Origin of the sequence: Prauserella oleivorans, from assembly GCF_042685745.1 — a bacterium.
In the GTDB taxonomy this organism is placed as follows: Bacteria; Actinomycetota; Actinomycetes; order Mycobacteriales; family Pseudonocardiaceae; genus Prauserella_A; species Prauserella_A oleivorans.
In genome coordinates this window covers 1,777,987-1,801,549 of sequence record NZ_JBHUNT010000001.1, presented here as the reverse complement: position 1 = coordinate 1,801,549, position 23,563 = coordinate 1,777,987, and the positions used below count along the sequence as shown (strand labels likewise).

Annotated in this window: 18 protein-coding genes and 1 pseudogene; 2 read left to right on the top strand and 17 right to left on the bottom strand. The window is 67.5% G+C overall.

Annotated features, from left to right (window positions below; genetic code table 11):
• Positions 1 to 87 precede the first annotated feature (87 nt).
• From ACFSZT_RS08910 to ACFSZT_RS08830, 17 genes and pseudogenes are all read right to left on the bottom strand, one after another.
• Positions 88 to 1,383 (bottom strand): MlaD family protein, encoded by a 1,296-nt coding sequence (locus ACFSZT_RS08910; protein WP_009156918.1) that lies wholly within the window; start codon positions 1,381 to 1,383, stop codon positions 88 to 90.
• Positions 1,384 to 1,396: 13 nt separating this feature from the next.
• Positions 1,397 to 2,662, bottom strand: coding sequence for an MlaD family protein (locus ACFSZT_RS08905; RefSeq protein WP_110341464.1), 1,266 nt, complete (start codon positions 2,660 to 2,662; stop codon positions 1,397 to 1,399).
• Positions 2,659 to 3,978: an MlaD family protein gene (locus tag ACFSZT_RS08900; RefSeq protein ID WP_009156920.1), complete on the bottom strand. Its 1,320-nt coding sequence runs from the start codon at positions 3,976 to 3,978 to the stop codon at positions 2,659 to 2,661. The genes ACFSZT_RS08905 and ACFSZT_RS08900 overlap by 4 nt, the downstream gene beginning before the upstream one ends.
• A gap of 5 nt (positions 3,979 to 3,983) precedes the next feature.
• The gene (locus ACFSZT_RS08895) at positions 3,984 to 5,267 is read right to left on the bottom strand and encodes an MlaD family protein (RefSeq protein ID WP_236808371.1); all 1,284 of its coding nucleotides are present in this window, start codon (positions 5,265 to 5,267) and stop codon (positions 3,984 to 3,986) included.
• Entirely contained in the window at positions 5,264 to 7,921 is a 2,658-nt protein-coding gene (locus ACFSZT_RS08890; RefSeq protein WP_377478213.1) for an MlaD family protein, read from the bottom strand. Before ACFSZT_RS08890 ends, ACFSZT_RS08895 begins: the two co-directional genes overlap by 4 nt.
• 4 nt (positions 7,922 to 7,925) lie before the next feature.
• Positions 7,926 to 8,786: an ABC transporter ATP-binding protein gene (locus ACFSZT_RS08885; RefSeq protein WP_009156924.1), complete on the bottom strand. Its 861-nt coding sequence runs from the start codon at positions 8,784 to 8,786 to the stop codon at positions 7,926 to 7,928.
• Between the two features lie 36 nt (positions 8,787 to 8,822).
• Entirely contained in the window at positions 8,823 to 9,707 is an 885-nt protein-coding gene (locus ACFSZT_RS08880; protein ID WP_232285490.1) for an ABC transporter permease, read from the bottom strand.
• Positions 9,708 to 9,723: 16 nt separating this feature from the next.
• Positions 9,724 to 10,587 carry an MlaE family ABC transporter permease gene (locus tag ACFSZT_RS08875; protein ID WP_009156926.1) on the bottom strand — a complete coding sequence of 288 codons (864 nt, stop codon included), beginning with the start codon at positions 10,585 to 10,587 and terminating at the stop codon, positions 9,724 to 9,726.
• Positions 10,588 to 10,728: 141 nt separating this feature from the next.
• Positions 10,729 to 11,064: a hypothetical protein gene (locus ACFSZT_RS08870; protein WP_233520111.1), complete on the bottom strand. Its 336-nt coding sequence runs from the start codon at positions 11,062 to 11,064 to the stop codon at positions 10,729 to 10,731.
• A 334-nt stretch (positions 11,065 to 11,398) separates the two neighbouring features.
• On the bottom strand, positions 11,399 to 12,811 hold the full coding sequence (locus ACFSZT_RS08865; protein ID WP_110341472.1) for a phytoene desaturase family protein: 1,413 nt from the start codon (positions 12,809 to 12,811) through the stop codon (positions 11,399 to 11,401).
• Positions 12,808 to 14,517, bottom strand: a complete 1,710-nt coding sequence (locus ACFSZT_RS08860; protein ID WP_377478211.1) for a DUF3556 domain-containing protein — start codon at positions 14,515 to 14,517, stop codon at positions 12,808 to 12,810. The genes ACFSZT_RS08865 and ACFSZT_RS08860 overlap by 4 nt, the downstream gene beginning before the upstream one ends.
• Before the next feature lie 16 nt (positions 14,518 to 14,533).
• A protein-coding gene (locus tag ACFSZT_RS08855) for an IS5 family transposase (protein WP_377478383.1) occupies positions 14,534 to 15,330 on the bottom strand; the annotation gives its coding sequence in 2 pieces (ribosomal slippage) (positions 14,534 to 15,000 and positions 15,000 to 15,330; 798 coding nt in all).
• A 156-nt stretch (positions 15,331 to 15,486) separates the two neighbouring features.
• Complete coding sequence (locus ACFSZT_RS08850) at positions 15,487 to 16,953, bottom strand: class I adenylate-forming enzyme family protein (protein ID WP_110341476.1); 1,467 nt, start codon at positions 16,951 to 16,953, stop codon at positions 15,487 to 15,489.
• Positions 16,954 to 17,118: 165 nt separating this feature from the next.
• Positions 17,119 to 18,390, bottom strand: a complete 1,272-nt coding sequence (locus tag ACFSZT_RS08845; protein ID WP_233520110.1) for a PucR family transcriptional regulator — start codon at positions 18,388 to 18,390, stop codon at positions 17,119 to 17,121.
• 148 nt (positions 18,391 to 18,538) lie between these two features.
• Positions 18,539 to 19,594, bottom strand: a complete 1,056-nt coding sequence (locus ACFSZT_RS08840; protein WP_168214115.1) for an IS256 family transposase — start codon at positions 19,592 to 19,594, stop codon at positions 18,539 to 18,541.
• 132 nt (positions 19,595 to 19,726) lie between these two features.
• Positions 19,727 to 21,167 (bottom strand): annotated as a pseudogene (locus tag ACFSZT_RS08835) (cytochrome P450); the annotation flags it as partial.
• A gap of 12 nt (positions 21,168 to 21,179) precedes the next feature.
• Complete coding sequence (locus tag ACFSZT_RS08830; RefSeq protein WP_162788649.1) at positions 21,180 to 22,226, bottom strand: LLM class flavin-dependent oxidoreductase; 1,047 nt, start codon at positions 22,224 to 22,226, stop codon at positions 21,180 to 21,182.
• Between the two features lie 167 nt (positions 22,227 to 22,393).
• Here ACFSZT_RS08830 and ACFSZT_RS08825 point away from each other — a divergent pair, with 167 nt between their 5' ends.
• Together ACFSZT_RS08825 and ACFSZT_RS08820 are read left to right on the top strand one after the other, a co-directional pair.
• Positions 22,394 to 23,080, top strand: a complete 687-nt coding sequence (locus ACFSZT_RS08825) for a TetR/AcrR family transcriptional regulator (RefSeq protein WP_110341482.1) — start codon at positions 22,394 to 22,396, stop codon at positions 23,078 to 23,080.
• 103 nt (positions 23,081 to 23,183) lie between these two features.
• On the top strand, positions 23,184 to 23,558 hold the full coding sequence (locus ACFSZT_RS08820) for a PaaI family thioesterase (RefSeq protein ID WP_233520109.1): 375 nt from the start codon (positions 23,184 to 23,186) through the stop codon (positions 23,556 to 23,558).
• Positions 23,559 to 23,563 lie beyond the last annotated feature (5 nt).

Here is a 23,563-nt window from a genome sequence, read left to right as displayed (position 1 = left end):
GGGGGCGCCGCTTCTCCGCTGGCGCATGGGAGTGCCGACCCCAAGGCATGGGCAGTCGGAGCCGGAGGCGTGGAGGACGCGGCCTTCTCATTTGTTATCACGCTGCACGCGGGGGTACTCGCCGTCGAACGGGCCCGGGTTGGCCGCCTCCCCCGGTGCGGGGTACGGGTTGTACTTGTCCAGCAGGGGGATCTGGTTGAGGTTGAGCGGGTTGCCCCGGACGCTCTGCTCGTTGACCGGCGGGAACGTCCGCAGCCAGCGGCCGTTGGTGTCCCCCCGTGCCATCGACTGTGCCATGTTGGCGAACATGCTGGCGACATCGGGGCCGTAGGGCCGCAAGTAGGCCAGCATGGGGTTGACGTCGGCGAGCGCCACGTCGAGGGTCGGCAGCAGGCGCTGCGCGTCGGCCGCCACCGCGGGGACCCTCGTGAGGGTGTCCGGCGCGGTGTTCAGCACGCCGTCCAGGGAGGGCAGCAGGCCGCGCAGGTCGGCGGAGGTCCGCGGCAGTTCCCGCAGTGCGGCACTGAGGTCGGGGGCGGCCGTACGCAGGTTCTGGGCGATGGGTGCCAGGCTGGTGGAGAGCCGGTCCAGGTCGTCGGTGGCGGCGCTCGCGCTGTCCAGGACCGGTGGTAGTCGACGGAGCACCGCCTCGATCTGGCCGGCGCCGTCGGCGGTGGTACGAGTCAGGGTGTCGGCGTCGGCGACCAGCCGGGCAATCTGTCCTTGGCTGGTGTCGAGCGCGGCCAGCAGGGTCGCCGTCTTCCCCGTGAGTTTCGACAGATCGTCGCTCTGGGCGGACAGCGCGGCCAGGGCGCCCTGTCCCTCCCGGCCGAGGTAGCCGAGGCCGGTGAGCGCACGGGAGATGTTCTCGCGGCTGCCTTCCGTCGCCCCGCCGAGGGAACGCACCGCGCTTGCCAGCGCCTCACGGGTGGGCTGGTCGAGGCTGGCCAGAACATCGTTGAGCTGCACCGGCGGCTGGCCGGCTGAGTCCGGCAGGGTGGCGCCGCTGGGCACCGGCGCGCCGTCACCGTCGCTGATCTCCAGGAAGGTCTCCTCGACCAGGGTCTTGTTCCGGACCCGCACCGTGGCACCTTCGTGCACCGGATACTGGTTGTCCAGTTCCATCGTCACGCGTGCCCGCTCCCCGGCAGGGCGAACCTCGGCGACTTCGCCGACCCGGACGCCGGCGACCATCACGTCCGCGCCGGGCACCAGGTTCGCCACCCGGGGAAAGCTCGCCGACAACTGGTAGGCCGAGCGTTGGAAGGGAAGCCGCCCGCCCGAGTTGTCCCAGAGATAGCCGAAGATCACGGCGCACACGGCGACGAAGACGATCAGGACGGTGAGCCGGATGGCCGGCAGCACGGAATGCGAGATTCTCATGGTGGTCGACCGCCTAGCGTGGTGTCGGGCTGGACAGGATCTCGGCGCCCGGGAGCGGCAACGTGCTGGGCGTCACCTGGAGCAGGCCACGCAGGATGCCGCCATTGGCGTCGTGGAGGCTGGTCACCGAGTTGGTCTGGTACACGAAGGCTCCCAGGTCGTTGAGATAGGGGAGCAGGGAGGCGGTGATCGGCTCCAGCCGGCTGGTGGTGTGCCGCAGGTCGGGCAGGAGGGCGTTGACGTCAGTCACCAGGGGCCGCAGGTCGTTGACGACGGGCCTGGCCTTGGTCACCACCGGGTTGGCCACGTCCACGGTCTCGCCGACGCGATCGACGGTGGCGGTCAGCCTGCGCAAGGAATCCGGGAGCGTGCCGGAGGCCTGCCGCAGGCTGTCCAGGACCGGATCGAGCTGGTCGCTCAGGGCCTGCACGCTGCCGGTGGCGCGGCCTAGCTCGTCGGTCACGTCGGGCAGCTGGGCGAGCGCCTCGTCGATGGCGTCACTCTGCTCTCCGGCCGCGGCCAGCGTGTGCTGCAGGTTCCTCGCGAGCTCGGCCAGGCGCTGGTCGTTCTCACCGACGGCGCTGGACACCTGAGCGAGTGCGGTGACCAGTTGCGCGAGCTTGTCCTTGCGGGTCTGCAGCTCGACGACGACGGGTTTGAGGTCACGCACGACGCGGTCGGTGGCGGACAGCCCGCCCGGCAGTGCCTCCGGCGCGTGGGCCAGTGCCGTGTCGGACTCGGTGAGCAGCGCGGTCAGGGCGCTGCGGGTATTCGTGTCGAGGTGCGCGAGGACCTCGTCCGCTTGGATGGGCCGCTGCGACTGCGTTGCCGGGATCATGTCCCCTTCGGCGAGCGGCTTGCCGGGCGGGCCACCGGGATCGATCTCCACGTACATCTCGTTCATCGGGCTCTTGGGCCGCAGCACCGTCCGGGCGTTGTCGTAGACGGTGTGACCGGGTTCGATCGAGAGTGTCAGCTCCGCCTTGCCGTCGTCGGAGACCGAAGCGGACTCGATCTGCCCGACCTGCACACCGGCGATGCGGACCTCCTGTCCGTTGCCGGGGCTCACGGCGGGCGCGTTGTCGAACTCGGCTGTGAAGACGAACTGATCCTGCCACGGCCAGGTCGTGGTCCCCGATCCCTGCTGACTCAGGATGTATCCGCCGGCGCCGAGGCCGAGGGCCACCAGAACGGCCAGCGTGAGCACGTTGCGTCCCAGGCGCGGCTCGTTGCGCACCCGCTGCCACGTCTTGCGCAGGCGGTGCCGTGTGCCGCTCATCGTGGCTCTCCCTTCCCGATGCCGGTGAGGTTGCGGAACAGCTGTTCCAGGCTGATCGGCAGGCCGGCGAGCGTGCCTGGGGCGACTCCAGGATGGAACGCGATCGAGGCGCCGTTGGCGTCGGTCATGGAGGAGGCCCGGTCGACATTGGCGAACATGTACGCCAGCTCCTGGTACAGCGGCCTGTCTCCGCCGGTGTCCGAGTAGGGCCCGGTGCCGTGGTAGGGCGAAAGGACCGTGGCTTTGACCGGACCGTTGAGGCGGTCCAGCACCGGGCCACGCACGTCGTCGAGCACGGGCGTGGCGTCGCGGGCGGTGGGCACCAGCCGCTCCACGACGGGCCTGGCATCGACCAGCAGGTTCTTCAGGTCGGTCACCAACGGGCGGGCCTTCGCCAGTACGGGATCGGCATGCGCCAGCGCGGTGTCGAGTTCCGCCGCGACGGGGCGCGCCGGGTCAGCGGTGTCCCGCAGCCGGATCAGCGTGCCGTCCAGGCGGCGCAGCCCAGCGTTCGTCGAGTCCAGGGTCCGGGGCAACGTCGCGAGCGCGTCCGCCAGGTCGGCCGAGCGCCGCCCCAGCACGGTGCCCAGGGTGTCCAGGTCACGCACGATGGCGTCCAGTTGCCCTGGCTGCTCGGTCAGCGTCCGCGCCGTCGACTCCAAGCCCCCCACGACGTGAGTGAGGTCCGTTGCCGGGCGCGTGCCCCGGGCGGCGTCGAGTACGGTGGCCGCCGGGTCCAACGTGCCTGGGGCATCGGCGAGGAGCCGGTCCAGCGCGGCGCGGCCACGTTCGTCCAACGTGCGATCCAGCGAATCAACGGCCGACGTCGCGGACTCCAGCGTGTCGGGTGGCAACGCCCGGGTGACCTTGTCGAGCTCCACTGGGACCTCCGTTCGCGCGACCGGGATGGTGCCGCCGAAGTCCCCGGGCTGCCCTCCGGGTACGAGATCGAGGTAGTACTTGCCACCCAGGAGTGTGGCGGGGCGGATCACCGCGGACGGCGCGGAGCGGAGCTTGCCCGGAATGTCGCCGTCGACCTTGACCTCGACTCGCGCGGAGCCGTCGGACCCCGGTTCGACGGCGGTGACCTTGCCGACCGGGACCCCGGCGACCTTGACCTCCGTGACGTAGGGACGAAGATGGTAGTCCCGGGCGAAGTGGATCGCGAATGTCGTGCCCGGCTTCAACGTGGTGAGAATGGGGTCCTTGTTGAACAGGCCGACGCCGACCACCAACGCTACGACGATGAAGACCAGGCCGAGTCGGAACGGGGAGCGCCGGGCCCGTGCGAGCCTCTTCCGCGGATTCGATTCCATCTGTGTCACCTCGGTCCCAGCAGTGTGCTCTTGTCTCGTGCGGCCTCGCCGGGTGCCGGGTACGGGTTGCGCGCAGTCAGCGGGTCACGCAGGCCCCGCACGATGCCGGTCGCGGTGCTCGTCCCGACCGGCGGTGAGAAGCGCAGCCAGTGGCCAGCCGCGTCACCCTGATGCAGGGCGTCGGTGGCGTGGGTGAACCACAGCGAGATCTCCGGGGCGTAGGGCGCCAGAACGGCCAGGGGTTGCTGCGCCGAGCCGACCGCCTCCCGGATACGCGGCGCCACCGGGCGCGCATCGGTGAACGTCCGGGTCAGGCCGTCCACCGCGGGCATCGCCTGCCCCGCGACACCGGGCACCTTGTTCAACGGCGGAATCCCTTCTCGCAGCACGCCGCGCACATCGGGGGTTGCCTGGCCGAGCGCCTGTGCTCCGGGCCGCAATGCCGCCGCGGCGGCCTCGGTGTCGGCCAGCGGCCGCCGCAGGGCCTCGAGGCTGCCGCGGACCTTGGTCAGCGTGTCCGGCGCCTTGGTCAGCGCGTCGGACACCGGCCTGGCGTTGTCGACGGCGACCGAGCGTAGGGTGGTGTCGAGCTGGCGCACAAGGTTGCTGAGTTGCTGCTCCCGGCCCTGGAAGCGGCCGCTGAAGCGATCCACGGCCTGCAGTGTCTGGACAAGGTCGGCACCCCCCTCCGTGGTCAGCGCGCGCGACACGGTCGCCAGGTCGGGCAGCTCGGTCGGCAGAGCGGCCAGCGTGTCTCGCAGGTCCTGCGTATGGCCTGCGACACCGCCGCCTGTTTCCCGGAGCGTCGAGCCCAGCGCCTTGCGGGTGGGCTCGTCCAGCACGGCGAGCAGGTCCGACAGTTCCTGGGCTCCGGTCGTTTCCGAGGCCGGGATGACCTCCCCGGGGTCGACCGCGCCGGCTTGTGGTGAACCGGGGTTGAAGGCGACGTACTTCTGGCCGAGCGCGGAGCGCGCCCCCACCGATGCGGTGACGGCCGTCGCGTTGCGGTAGATGGACCGGTGGCCATCGAACCTCAGCTCGACGACTGGCTTGCCGTCCACCAGGGTGATCTCGCCGACCTGCCCGACGCGCACGTCGTTGATCCGCACGTCATCCCCGCTGCGCAAGCCTCCGACCTCAACGAACTCGGCGCGCACCACGGTGCGCGGCAGACCGGGTATGCCCTTGTTCGCAGTGATCGCGACGCCAACGGAGGCCACGAACACCACGAGCACCACGATTCCGGTGAGCACCGAACGCCGGCGGCGCTTGCTGTTGCTTGCCATCATCGACTTCCTCCCCCGATGAGGAACTGGACGAGTCCCTGCTCCTGCTGTGGGTCGAGCCCGGTCACACCTGCCTTGGGGTCCTGTTCGGTGGAGAGCAGCCCACCGAGGATGCCGCCGTCCCCGGTAAGGCCGGGTACCTGCGGCAGGGGCAACGGCGCACGGTCAGGCTGGGGTGGTGTTTCCGGCGGTCGTTCGGAGGGCGGACCTTGCTGCTGCGCGGGTGGCGCGCCGTTGGGCGTGGGCACGGCCGCGCCGAGCAGATCCGGACTGACGACCAGCATCGCGCGGAAGTAGTGTGAGATGCCATCCCGGCCGTTGGTGGTCAGTGCCCAGTTACGGATGAAGCCGAGCACGTTGCCGAGGTTGGCGGTCAGTTCACCGACGACCGGACGCAGGTCGCCCACCGCCGACCGCAGGTCCGGACCGGCCTGCCGAAGCTGGTCCACCACCGGCCTGGCCTCGTCCAGCAGGCGCTGAGCGTGCTCGAGGACGGGGTTGGCGTGCGCCAGGGCGGGATCGGCGGCGTCGGCGAAGCGCTGGATTTCGGCGCTGATCGCGGCGAGGTCGTCGGTGGTGGGCCGGATCGCCGCGAGGGTCGGCGTGGTCTCGGCGGCGGTGCCGGTGAGCTGGGCGAGCGTCGCGCGGGCCGTCGCGAGGGTCTCTGGCAGACGCCGCAACGTCTCGGTCAGTTCCCGCCGTTTCGTGGCGGTGGCCGCGGTGAGCTTTCGCGCCGAGGCGACCAGCCGGTCGAGGTTGGCTCCCTGGTCGGCGGCGAGAGCGCTCGCGACAGGCTGCAGCTTGTCCACCAGGCTGCCGAGCAGCTGGTTCTGGTCCCGCAGGACACCGGACAGGGCCGTGGTGTCGTTCATCGACGACTCGAGGGCCCGGATGGTGGCGTCGACATTTCCGCCGTTGCCACGGATACCTTCCCCGAGCATGGTCACCAGCGCGGCCAGCGACCGTCCGGTGGGGTCGTCGACCGTGTTGAGCACCTCATCGAGGTCGGCCTGCGCGCCGGTTTGCCGCATCGGGAGGACATCGCCATCGCCGAGTACCGGCGCGTCGGGGCTTCCCCGATCCAGCTCGACGTAGCGCTCGCCGAGCAGGCTCACTGGACGGATGGTGGCCCTGGCGTCCGTGTGCACGGGAAGGGCCTCGCTCTCCAGGCTCAGCACCACGGAGGCCTTGCCGCCCCGCACATCCATCGCCGCCACCTGGCCGACCTTCACGCCACTGACCTTCACCTCGTTGCCGACCAGCAGAGGACTCGCATCGGCGAAGCGCGCGACGATCGTGGTCTGGCCCGGCTCGCTCTCCTGGTCAATGCCGACTGTTCCCGCTGTCACCCCGAGCACGGCCACCGCGACGACGGCGAGAATCCGGCCACGCGGTAGCCGACGAGGCACCTGGTTGGGCTGCTTGCTCATCGCACTCCACCTCCGGCGGCATCCACCCAGGGCTGGTCGACCAGCGAACCGGGCGCCGGTGTCAGGTCCTTCTTGTAGCCGGGGGGGGACGATGCCCGGATTGACGTTGACGCTGCCGAGCCCGGCCTGAACGTAGATCCGGGCGTAATGGCCGTTGGTGTCATAGTTGGCGTTCGCGGAGCCCCAGTTCGCGGCCCATCCGGCGATCTCCGGGGTGTAGGGCCGGAGAAAACTCAACGCGGGAGTGAGGTCCCCGACTAGTGAGTTGGCGCCCGGCAGTACCCCATGAGCGCTGTCCAGCAACCCCGGGGTGTAGCGAAGCAGATCCCGCGCCACCGCCAGTGTTGGCCGCAGTTCCGCGACGAGCGGGCGCAGGTCAGCCAGCACCGGCCTCAGGTTCCGGGCCACCGACGGCAACTTGTCGGTAGCGGGTTTCAGATCCTCGAGCAGCGGAACCGCCTTGTCCGCGACGGAAGGGACCCGGTCCAGTGTCGTCTTCGCCGTGTCCAACGTGCCCGGAAGTTTGTCCAACGCCTCCGCCACCGCGTGCTTTTGCTGTGCGGTGAGACGGGTCGTGGTCGAAACCTGCTCGATGATATTGCGGATGGCCTGCTCGCGGTTGACGAGCGTGGACACGATGCCATCCAGTTGGGTGATCAGTTGCTTGATCGCCGGACCGTCACTGCCGACCGCCCGCAGAACCTCACCCAGGGCCTCCAGCGCCGGCCCCGCCGACCGCAACGTGTCACGGAGGTCCTCTTCGTTGCCGTCCACGGACTTGTCAAGCCGCCGGATCAGGGAGGACAGGTGCTCTCGCGTGGGCTCATCCAGTGCCGCGAGGACCTGGTCGACCTCCATCGGCGTAGGCATTTCCCCTCGAATCATTCCTCCGTCCGGGATGACGGCGTTCCCGGCGGGCCCGTCCGCGACGGCGACGATACGTTCACCCAGCGCCGCCTTCCACTCGATGGTCACGACCGCACCGTCGTGCAGCGGAGCGTGGTCGTTGTTCATCGCCAACGTGACCCGGGCCTTGCCGTCCTGCACCGCGATGTTCTCTACCCTGCCCGCCTCGAAACCCTTGACGTGAACTGAGCCGCCTTCGACGACGTTGGTGGCTGATGCGAGCACGACGTCGACTCGATAACCGTCGTCCCTCCCCAGCACGAAGCCAGCAACTCCGAGAACGACGACGGCGACGACGCCGAAAGCCAAGATGCGTCGCATCGAGTCAGTCCATTCCCAACGGTCCAGCGGAATCTCCGGAGAGAAACTGCCGGACAAACGGGTCCTCGGACGCGAATGCCTCCTCGGCCTCGCCGTAATGCACCACCTGTCCCTGCCAGATCAGGCCAACATAGTCACTGACCTTCCGCGCGGTCCTAATGTCATGCGTGACGAGAAGGTAGGTCCCCTTGTGCTCGTTGTGCATTTTGAGGATGAGGTCGTTGAGCAGGCTGGTACGCACCGGATCGAGACCGGAATCCGGTTCGTCGAACAGCACGACCTCGGGATCCAGCACGAGCGCCCTCGCGAATCCGGCCCGCTTGCGCATCCCACCCGAAACCTCACTGGGTAGTTTCGCCATTGCCTTCTCCAGCCCGACCTCCTGGAGCCGACTCACCACAATTTCCTCGATATCCGACTCGTCGAGATCGGTGTGCTTACGCAGCGGGAAGGCGGTGTTGTCATAAATATTCATCGATCCGAAAAGTGCACCGTCCTGAAACAGGACGCCAAACTTCTTGCGCAGGTCGTAGCGTTCCTTCTCGCTGATTTGCCAGATGTTCTTGCCGAACACGACGATCTCTCCGTCATCCGGCTCCAGCAGTCCTACGAGGTGCTTCAAAAGTACGCTTTTGCCGGTCCCTGAAGGTCCCAGGACGGTCGTGATCGCGTCATCGACGAAGTCGATGCTCATTCCGTTCATCACCCGGAAGCTGCCGAACGACTTGACGACATTCCGCACTTCCATCGAGTGCCGCAGCTGTCCGTTGCCGTCTCGACGCACCTGATCGCCGGCAGGCAGGTTCCCCGCATGGGGAAGTTGCGTCGTCGGCTCTGTCGCCGTCGAGGGTGACACAAAGGACATCGTCAACTCCTTGCCGTAGAGGGACCTGGCTCAAGATCAGTTCGCGATCGGCGCGTTGGGACTGAGGCCCCAGAACAGTTGGGTGCCCAGCACTCCGATCACATGCACCAGCACCATGTTCAGCATCATGGACTTCGCCGTACTTCGGCCCACACCGACGGACCCGCCACTGGCCGTGTAGCCGTAGTAGCATCCCACGAACACGACGGCTGTTCCCATCGCCATCACTTTGACAAGGGAATACAGCAGATCGGCGGGATTTTGATAGAGCCAGAAAATGAAGCTGTATCCGCCTTCGGACACCCCGCCCAGCATCTTCACCGTCGTGAGATACTCACCGATGTACATGATGCCGAGTCCGACGATGTAGAGAAACGGAAGCGCGAGCCACGCCGCGACCACCCTGGCTCCGACCAGGTAACTGCGCGATTTCACGCCCATGACTTCCATCGCATCGATCTCGTCCGAGATACGCATGGACCCGATTTCGGCTACAAGGCCGCATCCGACCTTCGCGGAGATGATGTATCCCCACATGTAGGGCGCCATCTCGCGGATGCCACACCAGGCGTTGAAAATACCAGAGTATAACGGCGCGCCGATTTGTTTCAGCGTGTAGTTGCCCTCCAAGCCGCACTCGTATCCCATGACGAACTGCATCATCCAGATGATCAATCCGCTTGACAGGATGAGCACGCCACATTGGTGGAACACCTCGGTCGGGTAATGACGCAAGTCAGGTAACGCGCGAACCACCTGCCAGGAGAACCGCGCGATGTCACCACCGGTCGTCACCGCCTCCTTGATGGACTTGACGATACTGCCCGGGGAGACGATGACATCGGCCGGCTTCGGAGGACGGGCTCGTGAACGGCCAGCCTGCGTGCCGGTCTCTGTCGGTCGTGGCATTCCGCTACTCACAGGGTCCACCGCCTCATCACTTGAAGACAATCATGTCCGGGTTCACACCGAGGATGATCGCGGTGAACACGGCATTGACGATCCAGATGGTCGCGAATGCGATGACGACCGCCTGGTTCACCGCCTTGCCGACACCGATGGGGCCGCTCCCCGGGTTCATCCCCTTGTAGCAGCAGACGACGCCTATGATCATGCCGAACAGCGACGTCTTGACCACGCTCGCCCAGATATCGGTCGTTGTCGCATTGTCGAAAAAGCTCGCCACGAAGGCGCTCGGATTCGCCTCGAGAATAGGGACGGCCGCGATGTATCCACCGACGACGCCGAATACCAACGCCACGATGTCCATCAATCCCGTGATGAGCGTCAGCGCGACAACTCGAGGCACCACAAGCGTCCGGATCGGATCGACGCCGAGCACTTCCATGGCGTCGATCTCTTCCCGAATACGGCGCGCACCGAGGTCGGCGGTGATGGCGGTGCCCATGACTCCGGCGATGATCATCGCGTTGATCCACGGCGCGAACTCGCGCACGCTCGCCATGATGAAGAACGAACCCAGACGCTCGGGAATGCCGAACAGATAGAAGATGTTGCCACCTTGGAGGCCAGGTGCGCCAAGTCCGAATGCGATCGTGGAAATGATCATCGGAATTGAGCACAACCTCAGCGTGAGGAACATCTGGTCCCGGACCTCGCCCCAGTAGCCCATCGGGTGGCGAATCGCCGAGTACAGAACGACACCGAGTAGCCGCACCATCTCGCCGGCCTGCTCGAACGGCTTCGCTACCGACGAACCCAGACCACCAAGTGTGCGCGTTTTGGCTTCGGGCTCGCGCGACGGCCGCCGCGATGACACCGAGATGTCGGTGGAAGTCAAAGCCGCTCCTATGATTCAGACGTGTGCCGATGCTGACGACTTGGGCAGCAGACATGGCCGGAGCTGCCCGGCGGCGGGGGGCTTGCCAGGCCGTCAACCCGTACAGGATCGACGAACGCGAGGCTCACATGAGGTAGCCGACTACCTTCGGCTGCCCTGCAGAAAGCCGACGGCAGCTCCGGTGATCAGCGAGGCCGCCACCGTCAGAGCGATCTGCGCCGGATCACCGCCGGCGGGGCCGAGCAACACCAGCGGCAACATCAGTAAATAGCTGCTCATCGCGGCCACCGCGCCGTGCACGATGGGAATGCGCGCCCTGCCGACGCGGCGCGCCGCCACCACGAAAGCAACCAATGCCACGAGTGGAAGCCACAGCTGAGACAATGCTGGAGTCCAAGCGGCGACGAGCGGATGCGCAAGACTTCCCAGCAGCAGGACGGTGAATCCCGTAGACGCGCCACGTACCGCGAGCGGCATGTCGATGACGTCCCCAGGCGCTCGCTGCCCGGCTCCTCCTTGACCGGAGCCGCTTCGGCGGGTCCGCTCCGCATGCTGGCGGCGAACCGACGTCACACCCATGTGATCAAACCTCTCTGTCGCGCGGCGCTGCGCAGTTCCCGTTCGACGCCGCAGGCACGACCCGAACGCGGTGAGAGTATGCCGTGGATCACACGGCACGTGTGGGCCAACACTGGTCCGAACGGGCCAACGAACGAAACGGAGAGCCCGCCTGGGGTGCCAGACCAAAGGCCCCGTCACTGGCCTGGGGACTGTTCCAAAATCTTGTTGCTCGCACGTATCGCGAACCGCCTCAACTGAGTCGCCGCAGCGCCGAGCGTGCGGCGTTATAGCCGCACATCCCGTGCACGCCGCCACCCGGCGGGGTCGCCGCCGAGCAGATGTACACGCCGGGTATCCCGGTGTAGTAAGGATCGAGCGCCACTGTGGGACGAAAGGCGACCTGCAGCGGTGTGTTCTCACCGGTGATGATGTCGCCACCGACGTAGTTGGCGTTGTAGGTCGGCCACGCGGTCGTGGCCGTCACCGACCGGCCGACGATCCGGTCGCCCAGGCCTGGTGCGAACCGTTCGATCTGAGCGAGGATCGACTCGGTCGCGTCGCCCGAATAGCCGTGCGGTACGTGCGCGTACGCCCAGACCGGATGCACGTCCCCGGCCGATCTGGTTGGATCGGCGAGGTATTGCTGCCCCACGAGCACGAACGGGCGGACCGGCATCCGCCCGCGGCCGACGTCGCTCTCGGCGTCGGCCATCTCCTCGAAAGACCCTCCGACGTGGACGGTCCCAGCCCGGCGGCAGTCCGGGTTCGCCCATGGGATCCCCCCCTCGACCGCAAGATCGATCTTGAACGCCCCGGGCCCGTGGCGGTACCGCTCGTAGGCCCGCCGCACTCGTGCGGGCAGCTGGTCGCCCGCGACCTCGACGACGCCCCTCGGCGCCAGGTCGAGGAGAACGGCATCCGCTCGCGGCAACTCGGCCAGGGAGGCCACGCGCACCCCAGTCTCGATCTTGCCACCGAGGTCCGTTAGCAGCATCGCCATGGCATCGGTAATCACTCGTGAGCCGCCCTCGGCGACCGGCCAGCCGAACCGGTGCCCTGCCGCGATCAGCATCAACCCGATCGCCGACGTAGTCGGCCTGCCGAGCGGGTGGAAACCGTGTGCCGCGACCCCGCCGAACAGCGCCCTGGCCTCGGCACCGTCCCAGCGGCCAGCGGTCCAAGCCGCGGGCAGCAGTGCGCGCGTCCCGAACCGGGCGAGCCGAATCGGGTGCCGGGGCACATGGACAACCGGGCGCATGACGTCCTCGACCAGCTCGTCGAACCCTTCGGCCAGCGGGCCGAACAGCCGCCGCCACGCCCCGCCGTCGGTGCCGAGGCGCGCCGCCGTGTCGTCCAACGACCGCAGCAACACTCCGGCACGGCCACCATCCAGTGGGTGCGCTACCTCGATCTCCGGCCACCTCCAAGCGACGCCGTACCGGTCGAGGCTGAGTCCGCGCAGAAACGGCGACCCCAGCCCCATGGGATGGAATGCGGAGCAGTGGTCGTGCAGCACGCCGGGCACCGTCAGCTCGCTCGTGCGAGTGCCGCCGCCAATCCGGTCCGCGGCCTCCAGCACGGTCACGTCGATGCCCTCACCAGCCAGGGCGAGCGCGGCGGCCAGACCGTTCGGGCCGGCCCCCACCACGATCGCCTCGGTCATACCGCCCTCGGATCTTGGCGTGCCGCCTGGCTTGCGGGCGGGTTCGATCCCGCATTCGCGGCCGCGCGCGACCATGTGATGTGCGCTGGGATGTCACAGTCCCAGGGCTGGCGGGCCAGCATATCGGAGACGGCGACATAGCCGCGCTCGAACTCACCGATAGCCGCGTCGACAAGTCGGTAGCGCTGCCGCTGCCGCTGGATCGGCTGCGCGTCCAGGACAACGACGCGCACCTCGCCCTCCTCGAAGTGGCATCGCTCCTGCAGCGCGGCGACCAGCTGCTCGTTGTGCAGATGCCCATCGCCGAAGTTCCAGCCCAGGATCGGCCCCGCGATGAACTCCCCGTCGATCACAACGTAGCCCGTCTCGTGCTCAGGTCCTGCCGCCCGCGGGATCAACCCAAACAGAGCCCTGCCGTGCGTGTGCATGGCACGGAACGTATAGCCCTTGTGTGCGAGCAGGTCGGCCACTCGCTCGCCGTAGAGCTTTACGAGTTGCCTCCGCGGGAGCGTCGCGGCCTTCTTGACGTGCGTGTCCAGCTTCGCCACCGCGCTCGGCTTGAGCAACCACATCGAGGTGTCCCAGTTGCCCGCGTAGTAGCGCATTCCGATCAGGAAGGAGATCTTGTTCGGAAAAAGGTTACCGAGGACGACCCCGGCCGCCAGCGCGCATATCACCAGCGCCACCGGAAGTGGGTTGCTGATGTCGGCGAGCCCGTATTGCGCCTTGTCCACGAACAGGAACGCGATTCCGAACATCATGTATACGTTCCACTCGAGTGGCACACCCATCGGAATGCTGGTGAGGATAAGCAGGTGGAACGCGACCATGATCGCGGCTGCAACCAGCGTGACCGTACCGCCGTCGGAGACGAACAGGACGAGCGGCACCAGGTACTCGACTGCGGTACCGAAGTGCGCGAGGAATCGGCTGACGGCACCGGGTCGGAGGTCTTCCGGGTATCCCCGGTGCAGCCTGCGCTTGATCGCCTTACTGCGCACCAACGGCGTGTTGCTCAGCATCACAGCGACGACGTTTGGGAAGTGCCGGTTGAGCTTGGACGTCGCCGCACCCCACCAGATCGCGACCAGCACGAGCTTCGCGGCCACGATCATGTCGATCCCAGGCAGCAGGAACACGACGACGGCGGACAAGTAAACCTCGGACCGCGCCGCGAGGAAGATCATCTTGTCCCGCAACCCGAGCAGCGGCAGCAGCACCAGCAGCGGCACAAACCGGCTCGGCTCGATCATTCCGACCTGCGCATCGAGCCCGCCCGCGGAGCGATTCGCCGGGGCCAACAGGATCCAGAGCGTGGCGGCCAGCACTACGGCATAGAGCAACACGTCGACAACCGAACGCCGGGACCCGCTGGTGAACGGGACCTTGCCCGGCCACGGCGGCATCCGGATCGTGCCCGGTCGCAACCAGTGCAGAAACGCGCCGAGCGGTGGCAGGAATCGCAAGGTCAGCGGCCCGAACCCGCAGCCGAAGCCGAGCACTTCGAACAGGAGTGTCCACACGACGACCTTCTGGAACACCACGGGCTCGTCCCACCAGTCCGGGAAGTCCCAAAAGGCCCCAATGCCCGGAGTGAGCGAGGCGAAGAACAACCCGCCCGCGATGTAGCCGATTATCTTCGCGATATACAGCAGATACACGCCGTCTGGTGCACCGAACCCCGCGACCCCCCAATGCTGCACCATCGGCTTAGAGCGTGTCTCATTTGGTGAGTTTCTTGTGGCAGGTGATGGCGGCGCCCAGGGTGAGGAAGGCGAGGTAGTGGCTGGGTTTGTGTTCGTAGCGGATGGTCAGTCGCCGGTAGCCGGTTAGCCAGGCGATGGACCGTTCGATCACCCAGCGGTGTTGGCCGAGTTTCTCGGCGGATTCGATGTCTTTGCGGGCGATACGTGGGATGATGCGGCGCTGACGCAGCCAGTCGCGCAGGGCGGGGATGTCGTAGGCCTTGTCCGCGTGCAGTTTGGCCGGTTTCCGGCGCCGGGGTCCCCGGCGGGATCGGATTGCCGGCAGCGCGTTGACCAGAGGCTTGAGCGCGTGGCTGTCGTGGGTGTTGGCCGCGGAGATCCCGACCGTCAAGGGCAAGCCGGCCCGATCAGACAGCACGTGGATCTTCGAACCGGGCTTGCCGCGATCGACCGGGCTCGGACCGGTCAGACCGCCCCCTTTTTGGCCCTGACGGATGCTCCGTCCAGGACCGCACGTGACCAGTCGATCATGCCTTGGCCACCCAGTTCGTCCAGCACCGCCTGGTGCACCTGTCTCCATAACCCGGCCTCGGTCCACTCGGTGAACGTCCGATGCGCCGTGGGTACCGACACCCCGAACGACGGCGGCAGGTGCCGCCACGCACACCCGCTGGTCAGCACGAACACGATGGCCGTGAACACCGCCCGTGGATCCCTCCGCGCCCGGCCGCCACCCTGCGGACGCTCCTTCGCCGGTGGGATCAGCGGTTCCACCAACGCCCACAGTTCGTCGGGCACCAACCGTTGCGACAGCGAGTCGATCACAGCGCAAGATCATGACAGCGCAACAACAGAGAACCAAACGAGACACGCTCTTAATCCGCTCGGCGCGGGTCTTCGTGCGCCACTCGCCGTAGTCGACGTCAGGCAGGACTGGATTGATGAATCCCATGTCGGTCCTCCTCGCGGTCAGGCGGGCCGGCTGGCCATGGCAGCGAGCCGCTCGCGCAGTTGCGGTTTGTCGATCTTGCCGACCGGGTTCTTGGGCAAGGCGTCGATCAGATGAATCTCGGTGGGCAGCTTGTACTTGGACAGCCCGGCACGGCAGTGTTCGTGCAGCTCGGCTACGTCGACCGTCGCGTTCGGACGGGTAGCGACGAAAGCTGTCGGCACCTCGCCGAGCACCGGGTGTGGAGTTCCCACGACGGCGGCCTCCAGGACCTGGGTGTGCCCGTAGAGGACGGACTCGATCTCTTTGGGGTAGATGTTCTCGCCACCGCGGATGATCATGTCCTTGATGCGGTCGACGAGCACGAGGTACCCGTCCTCGTCGAAGCGGCCCACGTCCCCGGTGTGCAGCCAGCCGTCCACAATAGCCTTCGAGGTGTCATCCGGTCGGTTGACGTAGCCACGCATGACGTTGGGTCCGCGAACCACGACCTCGCCCGTCTCCCCCTTGGGGAGGACGTTCCCGGAGCGGTCCATGATCGCGACATCCTGGCCCTCAATAGGAAGTCCAACGGTTCCAGGCTTGCGGATACCGCCGACCGGGTTGATGGTCGATGCACATGTGCCCTCGGACAGGCCGTAACCCTCGACGACTGGGATGCCGAATCGGTTCTCGAACCGCTCGATGAGCGCCGCGGGCATCGGCGCGGCACCGCACACCGCCAGCCGCATCGAAGACAGGTCTGGTCGCTCCTCCTCCGGCCGTGCCAACAGCATCGCGTAGATCGCCGGGACCGCAGAGAAGTACGTCGGCCGGACCCGTTCCACCCGGCTGAAGAAGGTCTCCGGGTCGAACCGCCCCGCGATGGTCGACCGGCCGTCTACCAGCAACGGGGACAGAATGCTCACGACGATCCCGTTAACGTGGAACAGCGGTAGGATCAGTAGGCTGTGGTCGTCCTCCGAAAGCTCGACGGCCTTGATCGCCATGTCGCACATCGCCTGTAGATTGGCGTGGTCGAGCATGACACCTTTCGGCTTACCGGTAGTTCCGCTCGTGTAGATCAGCAGCGCGAGCGCCTCGCTCTCCTGCCTCACGGGTGGCTCGTCCCGGGGTTCCGCGGCGGCACACAGCTCGCGTGCGCCGATCGTGTCGACTCGCATCCCTGGGATGTCACTGATCAGCAACTTCGCTCCAGAGTCAGCGAGCTGGTACTCCGCCTCGGTGAGCGTCAGGTTCGGATTGATCGGCGTCACGGTGGCTCCGAGCCGCCATGCGGAAAACAATGCGATGACGAACTCGACCCGGTTCGGGAGCATGGCGGCAACGACGTCACCGGCAGCGACGCCACGCCCGCGCAGGAGCGCGGCGGCTGCCCGCACGTGCGCCAGGAACTGCGAATTGTTCAGCGAGAGGTCATCGTCGGACACACACAGGGCCTCGGGCGACCGCGCTGCGCGCGAGTCGGGCAGCACCGCAAGATGCATTTCGCTCCTCAGTCACAACGTTGTGATCCTGTAGAGGGCAACCGTAGAAGCGTTTCCCCTGGCCGCACATGGGCACGGCATACGAATCTTCCCAGGACGTTCGTGCGGACCGCACGAACGCGACGAGGCGGGCCGCCCGGCGGCCACCGGACGAGTGGCGGCTTGTCAAGCCTGTTCGGTGAGCACGCTCGTGCCGAGCCAGTGGCAGGCCTTCAGGGCGATCTCGATGTCCAGCTGGTCGGCGTCGATCGGCCTGCCGAGCTCCTCCTCGGCCTTGCGCACCCGGTAGTACACCGAGTTCCGATGCAGGGCCAGCATGGCTGCCGCAGACTGGTAACTGCCCCCAGTGGCGAGGAAGACGCGCAGGGTCTCGCGCAGCCGCGCGTGCTGGTCGTCGTCGAAGGCCAGCCTGCCGAGCGTGTCCTGGACCCAGTGCCTTGTCGCGCGTAGGTCCGCGCACATCAGCGCGATCGGGCCGACCTCGCGGAAGGCCGTGACGACCGGTGCACTCTCCCCCGCCGCCACGGCAACCGCCTGTGCCTGGCGCGCCTGCAGGTGTGTGCGGCGGAAGCCCCACACGTCGGTGCCGGGTTCGCCAACGGCGACCGAGATCCCCGGATGGCTCGGGCACATGGTCGAGCGGATGGTATCCACGTCCGGAGCCTCCCGACCGAGTTGCAGCCACGCCCATGCGGTGACTTGATCGTGCGGCAGGAACAACGGCAGCGCCCGGCAACCGAGGCACTCGGCCAGCTCCCGGGCGAACCGCTCGAAAGTCGACATGGCGCCGTCAGGCGGCACCGACCCGGTCGCCCACACGACGACGGCGAGGTGGCGCGAGCCCACCAGCCGGTAGCCGAGCGCCGCCTCGGCGGCGGCGATGTCCACGCGCTCCCCGTCGAGCAGCTCCCGGATGCGCGCCGCCCGCACAGTGTTGCGATCCTGCAGCCAGCGCTCGCGCTCGTCCTCATAGACCGCGAGCACCTGCTCGGTCACCCGGTCGATATACCCGAACGTGAGCGCCACAAGATGCCGCGCGGCCGCGCTGAGTAGCGACGCTTCGCCGCCCTGCCGGTCGAGTTCCTGCAGGCCATGCCGGAGGAATGTGTCGTGACCTAGACGGTAGGCACGCGCCAAGGCGTTCACCGCTACTCCGTGCTGGGCAAGCCGCCGAGCATACTCCGTCGCCGCAGGCGGCGCCTCGACCAGATCGAGGTCGATGCCGTGCTGCAGCACGTGCAGGGCACTGTCGACGTTGCCCTCGACACTGGCGCCGAGTAGCTGCACGAGACGCTCGTCTCCGCGCAGCGGTTCGATGTCGCTGGCCAGCCTGCTGCGGATCTCGAGCGTAAGCGAGCTCAGCCGGCGGTTGAGTGCCGCACCCACCGCGGCGACCCGCTCCGTGACCAGATTCGCGTCGCCGGTCGTGATGTCCACCTCCTTAAGTAATGTAATTCACCCGCCGAGCGTAAACCTCATCCCCACAGGGCTCGGGAGTGCTGCGGTGGGTGGAAGTACACGCGACACCCTCGAGCCCTGGGTTCGGCGGGGAGCGTCCGGCCGCCTGTGTAAGTGATCGTGGCGGTCATGGGGCGGGGATCCGCCCTTCGAAATAGATGGTGAACGCTTGCAGTACTTGTTTCCAGCCCGATGTTCGGATGCCGATGTTCGGCGTGCGGTAGTCCTCGAGGTTGCGGACGGCGAGGTAGAGCACCTTCAGCGCGGCCTGCTCGGACGGGAACTGGCCACGGTTGCGGGTGACCTTCCGCAGTCGGGCATTGAGCGACTCGATCAGATTCGTCGTATAGATCGCCCGCCTGACCTCGGGCGGGAACGCCAGGAATGGCGTGAACTCCTGCCAGTGGGTTCGCCAGAGCCGCACGATCGCCGGGTAGCGGGCCTCCCACTGCTCGGCGAAGGCCTCCAGCGCGGCGGCGGCCGCGGCCTCGTCGCTGGCGGTGTAGATCGCCTTGAGGTCCTTGGCCAACGCCGGCCAGTACTTGCGAGACGCGTAGCGCAGCGAGGCGCGGATCAGGTGCACCACGCACAACTGCACGGTCACCTGGGGCCACACGGTGGTCGCCGCTTCCGGCAGCCCGGATAGCCCGTCGCAGCACAGGATGCACACGTCCCGCACCCCGCGGTTACGCAACTCCGCGAGCACCGACATCCAGAACTTCGCCGACTCACCGGTGGAGGCACCCACCCACATGCCCAGCACCTGCTTGGCGCCCTCGCAGTCGATCCCGATGGCCAGGTCGTTGAACCCGTCCAGGCGGGTCTGGCCCTTGCGCACGATCTTCGGTTCGAAGCTGCCCCGCCAGTCTCGCGGCACCTGCAGGTCGACCGCGCCGGCCTCGGTCAGCAGCCTCTTCCCCGTGGCGCCGTTGCGGGAGTTGCCAGACCCGCGACCGGCCGGGTCGTGCTTCTCGTAGCCCAGGTGCTCGGTGAGCTCCTCGCCCAGGGCCCGCTCCAGCACGGCCTTGGTCACCTGGGACAGCAGGCCGTCCGGGCCGAGCAATTCGACCCCTTCGGCTTCGGCCTTCGCCAGCAGCTGATCAGCCAGCGCACCGTCGATCAACGACTCTTCCGCAGCCGGTCGAGCAGCCCTGCCCGCCGGCGCTGAATCGGAATTCGTCATCACGTGGTCCCTTCCCGAACCGCTTCCGCAGTTCAGAGTCGAGCCACGTCACTTACACAGCCGGTAGGACACGCCCGCGGCGAGGCCTTTGGCCGGGTCGGCTTGGTGTTTCCCGGGCAGGTCAACGGGGTGCAGGCGGACGGGGAGCCCGTCGGCGGGTACGGGAAGTGAGGTGTTATCCCAGCGGGCCTGGTAGCCGTGGGAGATGGTCCAGCGGGTGGTGCGGAGCATCTCGTGCAGGATGGTTTTGACTACGAGGGTGCCGAAGTGCATGCCGATGCATTTGTGCACGCCGCCGCCGAAGGGGACCCAGGCGAAGCGATGACTGTGGTTTTCGCGGCGGTGGGGGGCGAAGCGATCGGGGTCGAAGGTGTCCGGGTCGGTCCAGCATTCCGGCACGAAGTGGTTGAGGCGGGGGCGAGGGCGACGAGGGTGTCGGCGGGCAGGTAGTGGCCGAGGATGTCGGTGTCGGTGACCGTTTTGCGCATCACGAGGGGCACGGGAGCCAGTAGCGGAGGGATTCGTTGATGATCCGGTCGAGGGTGTCGAGGGTGTCCAGGGCGTCGATGTCGAGGGGGGCGTCGCCGAGGGCGAGGGATTCCTGCCGGGCTCGGTCTTGTCAGTCGGGGTGGGTGGCGAGGTAGTAGGCGGTGGTGGTGATGGTGGCGGTGTCGTGGGCCGCCATCATCAGAAAGATCATGTGGTTGATGACGTCGTCATCGCTGAAGTGCTCTCCTTCGGGGGTGGTGGCCTGGCACAGCGCGGCGAGGAGGTCCTCCCCGCTGCTGGCACGGGCGGCGGGCAGCTGCTGGGCGAAGTAGGCTTCGAGAACCCTGCGGCCGCGTACGCCGGCGCGCCAGCGGGTGCCGGGCAGCGGGGCGCGCACCAGCGCGCTGGCGGCGCGGACCGTGGCGACGAACGCCTGGTTGATCCGTTCGGTGTCGGTGGTGCCGCCGCGGCCGCCCATGAACACCTGGGTTGCGATGTCCAGCGTGAGGCGCTTGAGCAGCCAGTACAGCCGCACCGGCCGTTGGGTCGGCCAGGTGGGGATGGTGGCGCGCACGCAGGGGCTGACCTGGTGAGTGTCAGCCGGCGAGGCGGTCGCGAGTAAAGGCGTGCTGCATGATGCGGCGGTGCATCTTGTGCTCGTCGATGTCGAGCAGCATCAGCCCGCGGTGGAAGAACCGGTCGATGAGGAATCGCCAGCCGGCTTGGGAGAAGGCCTTGTCGGCGTTGGTGAACACGCGCTGGGTGGCCTCGGGACCGGCGATCACGGCGATGCGGGTGCCGAACGCGCCCATCCAGGTGACCGGGCCGTAGCGGTCGTAGCGTTCACGGCCGAACTCGGTGCCGAAGCGGATGTAGTCGAGCAGATGCCCGACCACCGGGGTGCCGTAGTCACCGCGGACCGGCCGCAGTCCGCTGCCCGCGGGCGGGGTGGCCAGGTCAGTGGTGGGCCAGCGGCGGCTGAACCGACGCCACGCCTGGTCGACGGCTGGGGTGCGGGTGCCAGCAGTACCGAGGACAGGCGCTGCCGCGCCGCCTGGGTGGTACGTTCAATGACGGGGACCATGACGGCTCTCCCTTATCTGGTAGGTGTGCTGGCGAGTGGGGCGAAGGCGTCGAGCACGGCGGTGGTGGCCGACGGGCCGGCGAAGGAAGGCGGATACAGCAGCGTCCGTTCGTACAGTCCCGCCCATCGCGCGGTGAATTGGCTGCGGACCTGCTCAGGTGTGCCGGACACGGCGATCGTGTCGATCATCCCGTCCGACACCGCGTCCACCATCGCCTCCAGGTCACCGGCGCGACGCGCCGCCCGGATGGCGCGCGCCTCGTCGGTGAAGCCGTGCAGGGTGAGGATGGGGTCGTAGGTTTTCACCGAGGCGTAGAACGCGATCTGCGCGGCGGCCATCCGCCGGGCGTGGTGTTCGTCGGGATGCACCGCGCAGATCACATACCCGGCCACAGGCACTGGCCCGGCGCGTCCGGCGCGATCGACGCCCGCCTGCAGCGCGGGCCGCACGATGTAGCGCAGGTATTCCGGGGTGAACAGCGGATGGCCCACCAGTCCGTCGGCCACTGCCCCGGCGGCGCGCACCATGCGCGTGTTCACCCCGGCCACATACACCGGCATCGTCGGCCGCGTGGGGGTTGCCACGGGCGCGGTGGGGATCACGTGTGAGCGGTAGAACCGGCCCTCGTGCCGCACCGGGCCCTCGTCCAGCCGCGACAACCTGCGCAGCAACGGCACCAGCTCCTCAATCCGGGGTGCGGAATGTTCCCCGGACAAGCTGTGCCAGTCCTGCTGCATGCGACGCGTGCCCGTGCCCAGTCCGAGGATCAGCCGGCCGCCGCAGAGCGCGTCCAGATCCCGCGCCTCGGTGGCCAGCACCAGCGGGCTGCGCCCGAACGCGTAGGCGATCCCGGTACCCAGGGTGATCGACTCGGTCACCGCGGCCATCGCCGCCACCGCGACCACGGCCGAGCGGTCGTAGAACTCCGCCGCCCACGCCGACTCGAACCCCGCTCGTTCGGCGTCCGCGGCCATCGCCGCCACTTCGTGCACATCTCGGCCGGTGCACACCAGGGATAGTCCCTTGCCGAACCCCGGGATGTCCGCAGGCCCAGCCACGGACGAGCGGTCAGCTGCCATGGACCGCACGACGTGACCAGAGCCATCCGCGGCCAGCTGGCCATCCTTCGACTGTCGCACCGGCATCGCCTCCGCCGCCGCTCGAACTTCTGACATAGGTCACAGTCAGAATGATTCTGACTGGAGGCTATGTCAAGATGACAGCTATGTCGGTGCCGAAGCGAAGCTATCGAGGGATCAGCGCCCAGCAGCGCCGTGACGATCGACGCCAGCAGTTGTTGGAGGCCGGGTTGGATCTGCTGGGCACCCAGGGGTGGCGGCAGACCACGATGACGGCCGTCTGTTCGCGGGCGGGTCTGACCGAGCGCTACTTCTACGAGAGCTTCTCCGACCGTGACGCGCTGTTGCTGGCGGTACTGGATCGGATCGCGTCTCAGATCCGTGACGTCGCGCTGCACGCTTTGGCTACCACCGATGGTGATCCCCACAGAAAAGCCACAGCGGCGATCAGCGCGTTCGTCGACCTGCTCACAAGTGATCCGCGTATCGGCCGCGTGGCCATGCTGGAATCCGCCGCCGCCGACCCGTTGCGCACCCGGCGGCACGAACTGCTGCGGGAGTTCGCCCAGCTGATCGCCAGGCAGGCCCACGCCCTGCACGGCGCCGACGCGCTCTCGGCACCCCATGACCAGATCGCCGGCCTCTTGCTCACCGGTGGCCTCGCCGAACTGCTCATGGCCTGGCTGGCCGGGGAGTTGCCGGTCAGTCGCCAGGACATCATCGAGGTCGCCGCCACCCAGTTCGCCGCCGCCACCCGGCGAAACCCAACCTCAACCCCTCACACGACTGCCTTGCTGGCCTCTAGTTCCGAAGGACCGACACGCGATGGCTGACCCCTCCCTCATCTCGCTGCCGCCGCACCACTCCCAGTGCCTGGGATGCGGTCCGGACAACCCGGCCGGCCTGCATCTGAAGGTCTACCGTGACGGGGACACCGTGGCCACCGACGTGGCCTTCGACGCCCGGCACCGGGGTGCCCCTGGCCTGGCACACGGTGGCGCGATCTCCGCGGCCTGCGACGACCTGTTCGGCTTCGTGCTCTATCTTGTGCAGGAGATCGCCGTCACCCGCACGTTGACGGTCAACTATCTGGCACCGGTGCCGCTAGGTCAGCCACACCGCATCACCGCACGCCTGCAGCGCCGCCAGGGCCGACGGCTCCACCTGGAAGCCACCGGTACCGGCCACGACGACGTGACCCGGTTCACCGCCGAAGCCCTGTTTCTCGTCGTCGACCGCGAACACTTCACGCCACACGGCGCCGACGCCGATGTTCTGGCCATGTTCAACCGACCGCCCGAACACCGCTGACAAGC

What these genes read in the sequence shown, in the direction of transcription:
- ACFSZT_RS08900 (WP_009156920.1), bottom strand. Translation starts at nt 3,978, where the DNA reads ATGGAATCGAATCCGCGGAAGAGGCTCGCACGGGCCCGGCGCTCCCCG.
- ACFSZT_RS08865 (WP_110341472.1), bottom strand. Translation starts at nt 12,811, where the DNA reads ATGACCGAGGCGATCGTGGTGGGGGCCGGCCCGAACGGTCTGGCCGCC.
- ACFSZT_RS08895 (WP_236808371.1), bottom strand. Translation starts at nt 5,267, where the DNA reads ATGATGGCAAGCAACAGCAAGCGCCGCCGGCGTTCGGTGCTCACCGGA.
- ACFSZT_RS08840 (WP_168214115.1), bottom strand. Translation starts at nt 19,594, where the DNA reads ATGACGAATTCCGATTCAGCGCCGGCGGGCAGGGCTGCTCGACCGGCT.
- ACFSZT_RS08870 (WP_233520111.1), bottom strand. Translation starts at nt 11,064, where the DNA reads ATGCCGCTCGCGGTACGTGGCGCGTCTACGGGATTCACCGTCCTGCTG.
- ACFSZT_RS08825 (WP_110341482.1), top strand. Translation starts at nt 22,394, where the DNA reads ATGTCGGTGCCGAAGCGAAGCTATCGAGGGATCAGCGCCCAGCAGCGC.
- ACFSZT_RS08910 (WP_009156918.1), bottom strand. Translation starts at nt 1,383, where the DNA reads ATGAGAATCTCGCATTCCGTGCTGCCGGCCATCCGGCTCACCGTCCTG.
- ACFSZT_RS08885 (WP_009156924.1), bottom strand. Translation starts at nt 8,786, where the DNA reads ATGTCCTTTGTGTCACCCTCGACGGCGACAGAGCCGACGACGCAACTT.
- ACFSZT_RS08890 (WP_377478213.1), bottom strand. Translation starts at nt 7,921, where the DNA reads ATGCGACGCATCTTGGCTTTCGGCGTCGTCGCCGTCGTCGTTCTCGGA.
- ACFSZT_RS08860 (WP_377478211.1), bottom strand. Translation starts at nt 14,517, where the DNA reads ATGGTGCAGCATTGGGGGGTCGCGGGGTTCGGTGCACCAGACGGCGTG.
- ACFSZT_RS08850 (WP_110341476.1), bottom strand. Translation starts at nt 16,953, where the DNA reads ATGCATCTTGCGGTGCTGCCCGACTCGCGCGCAGCGCGGTCGCCCGAG.
- ACFSZT_RS08905 (WP_110341464.1), bottom strand. Translation starts at nt 2,662, where the DNA reads ATGAGCGGCACACGGCACCGCCTGCGCAAGACGTGGCAGCGGGTGCGC.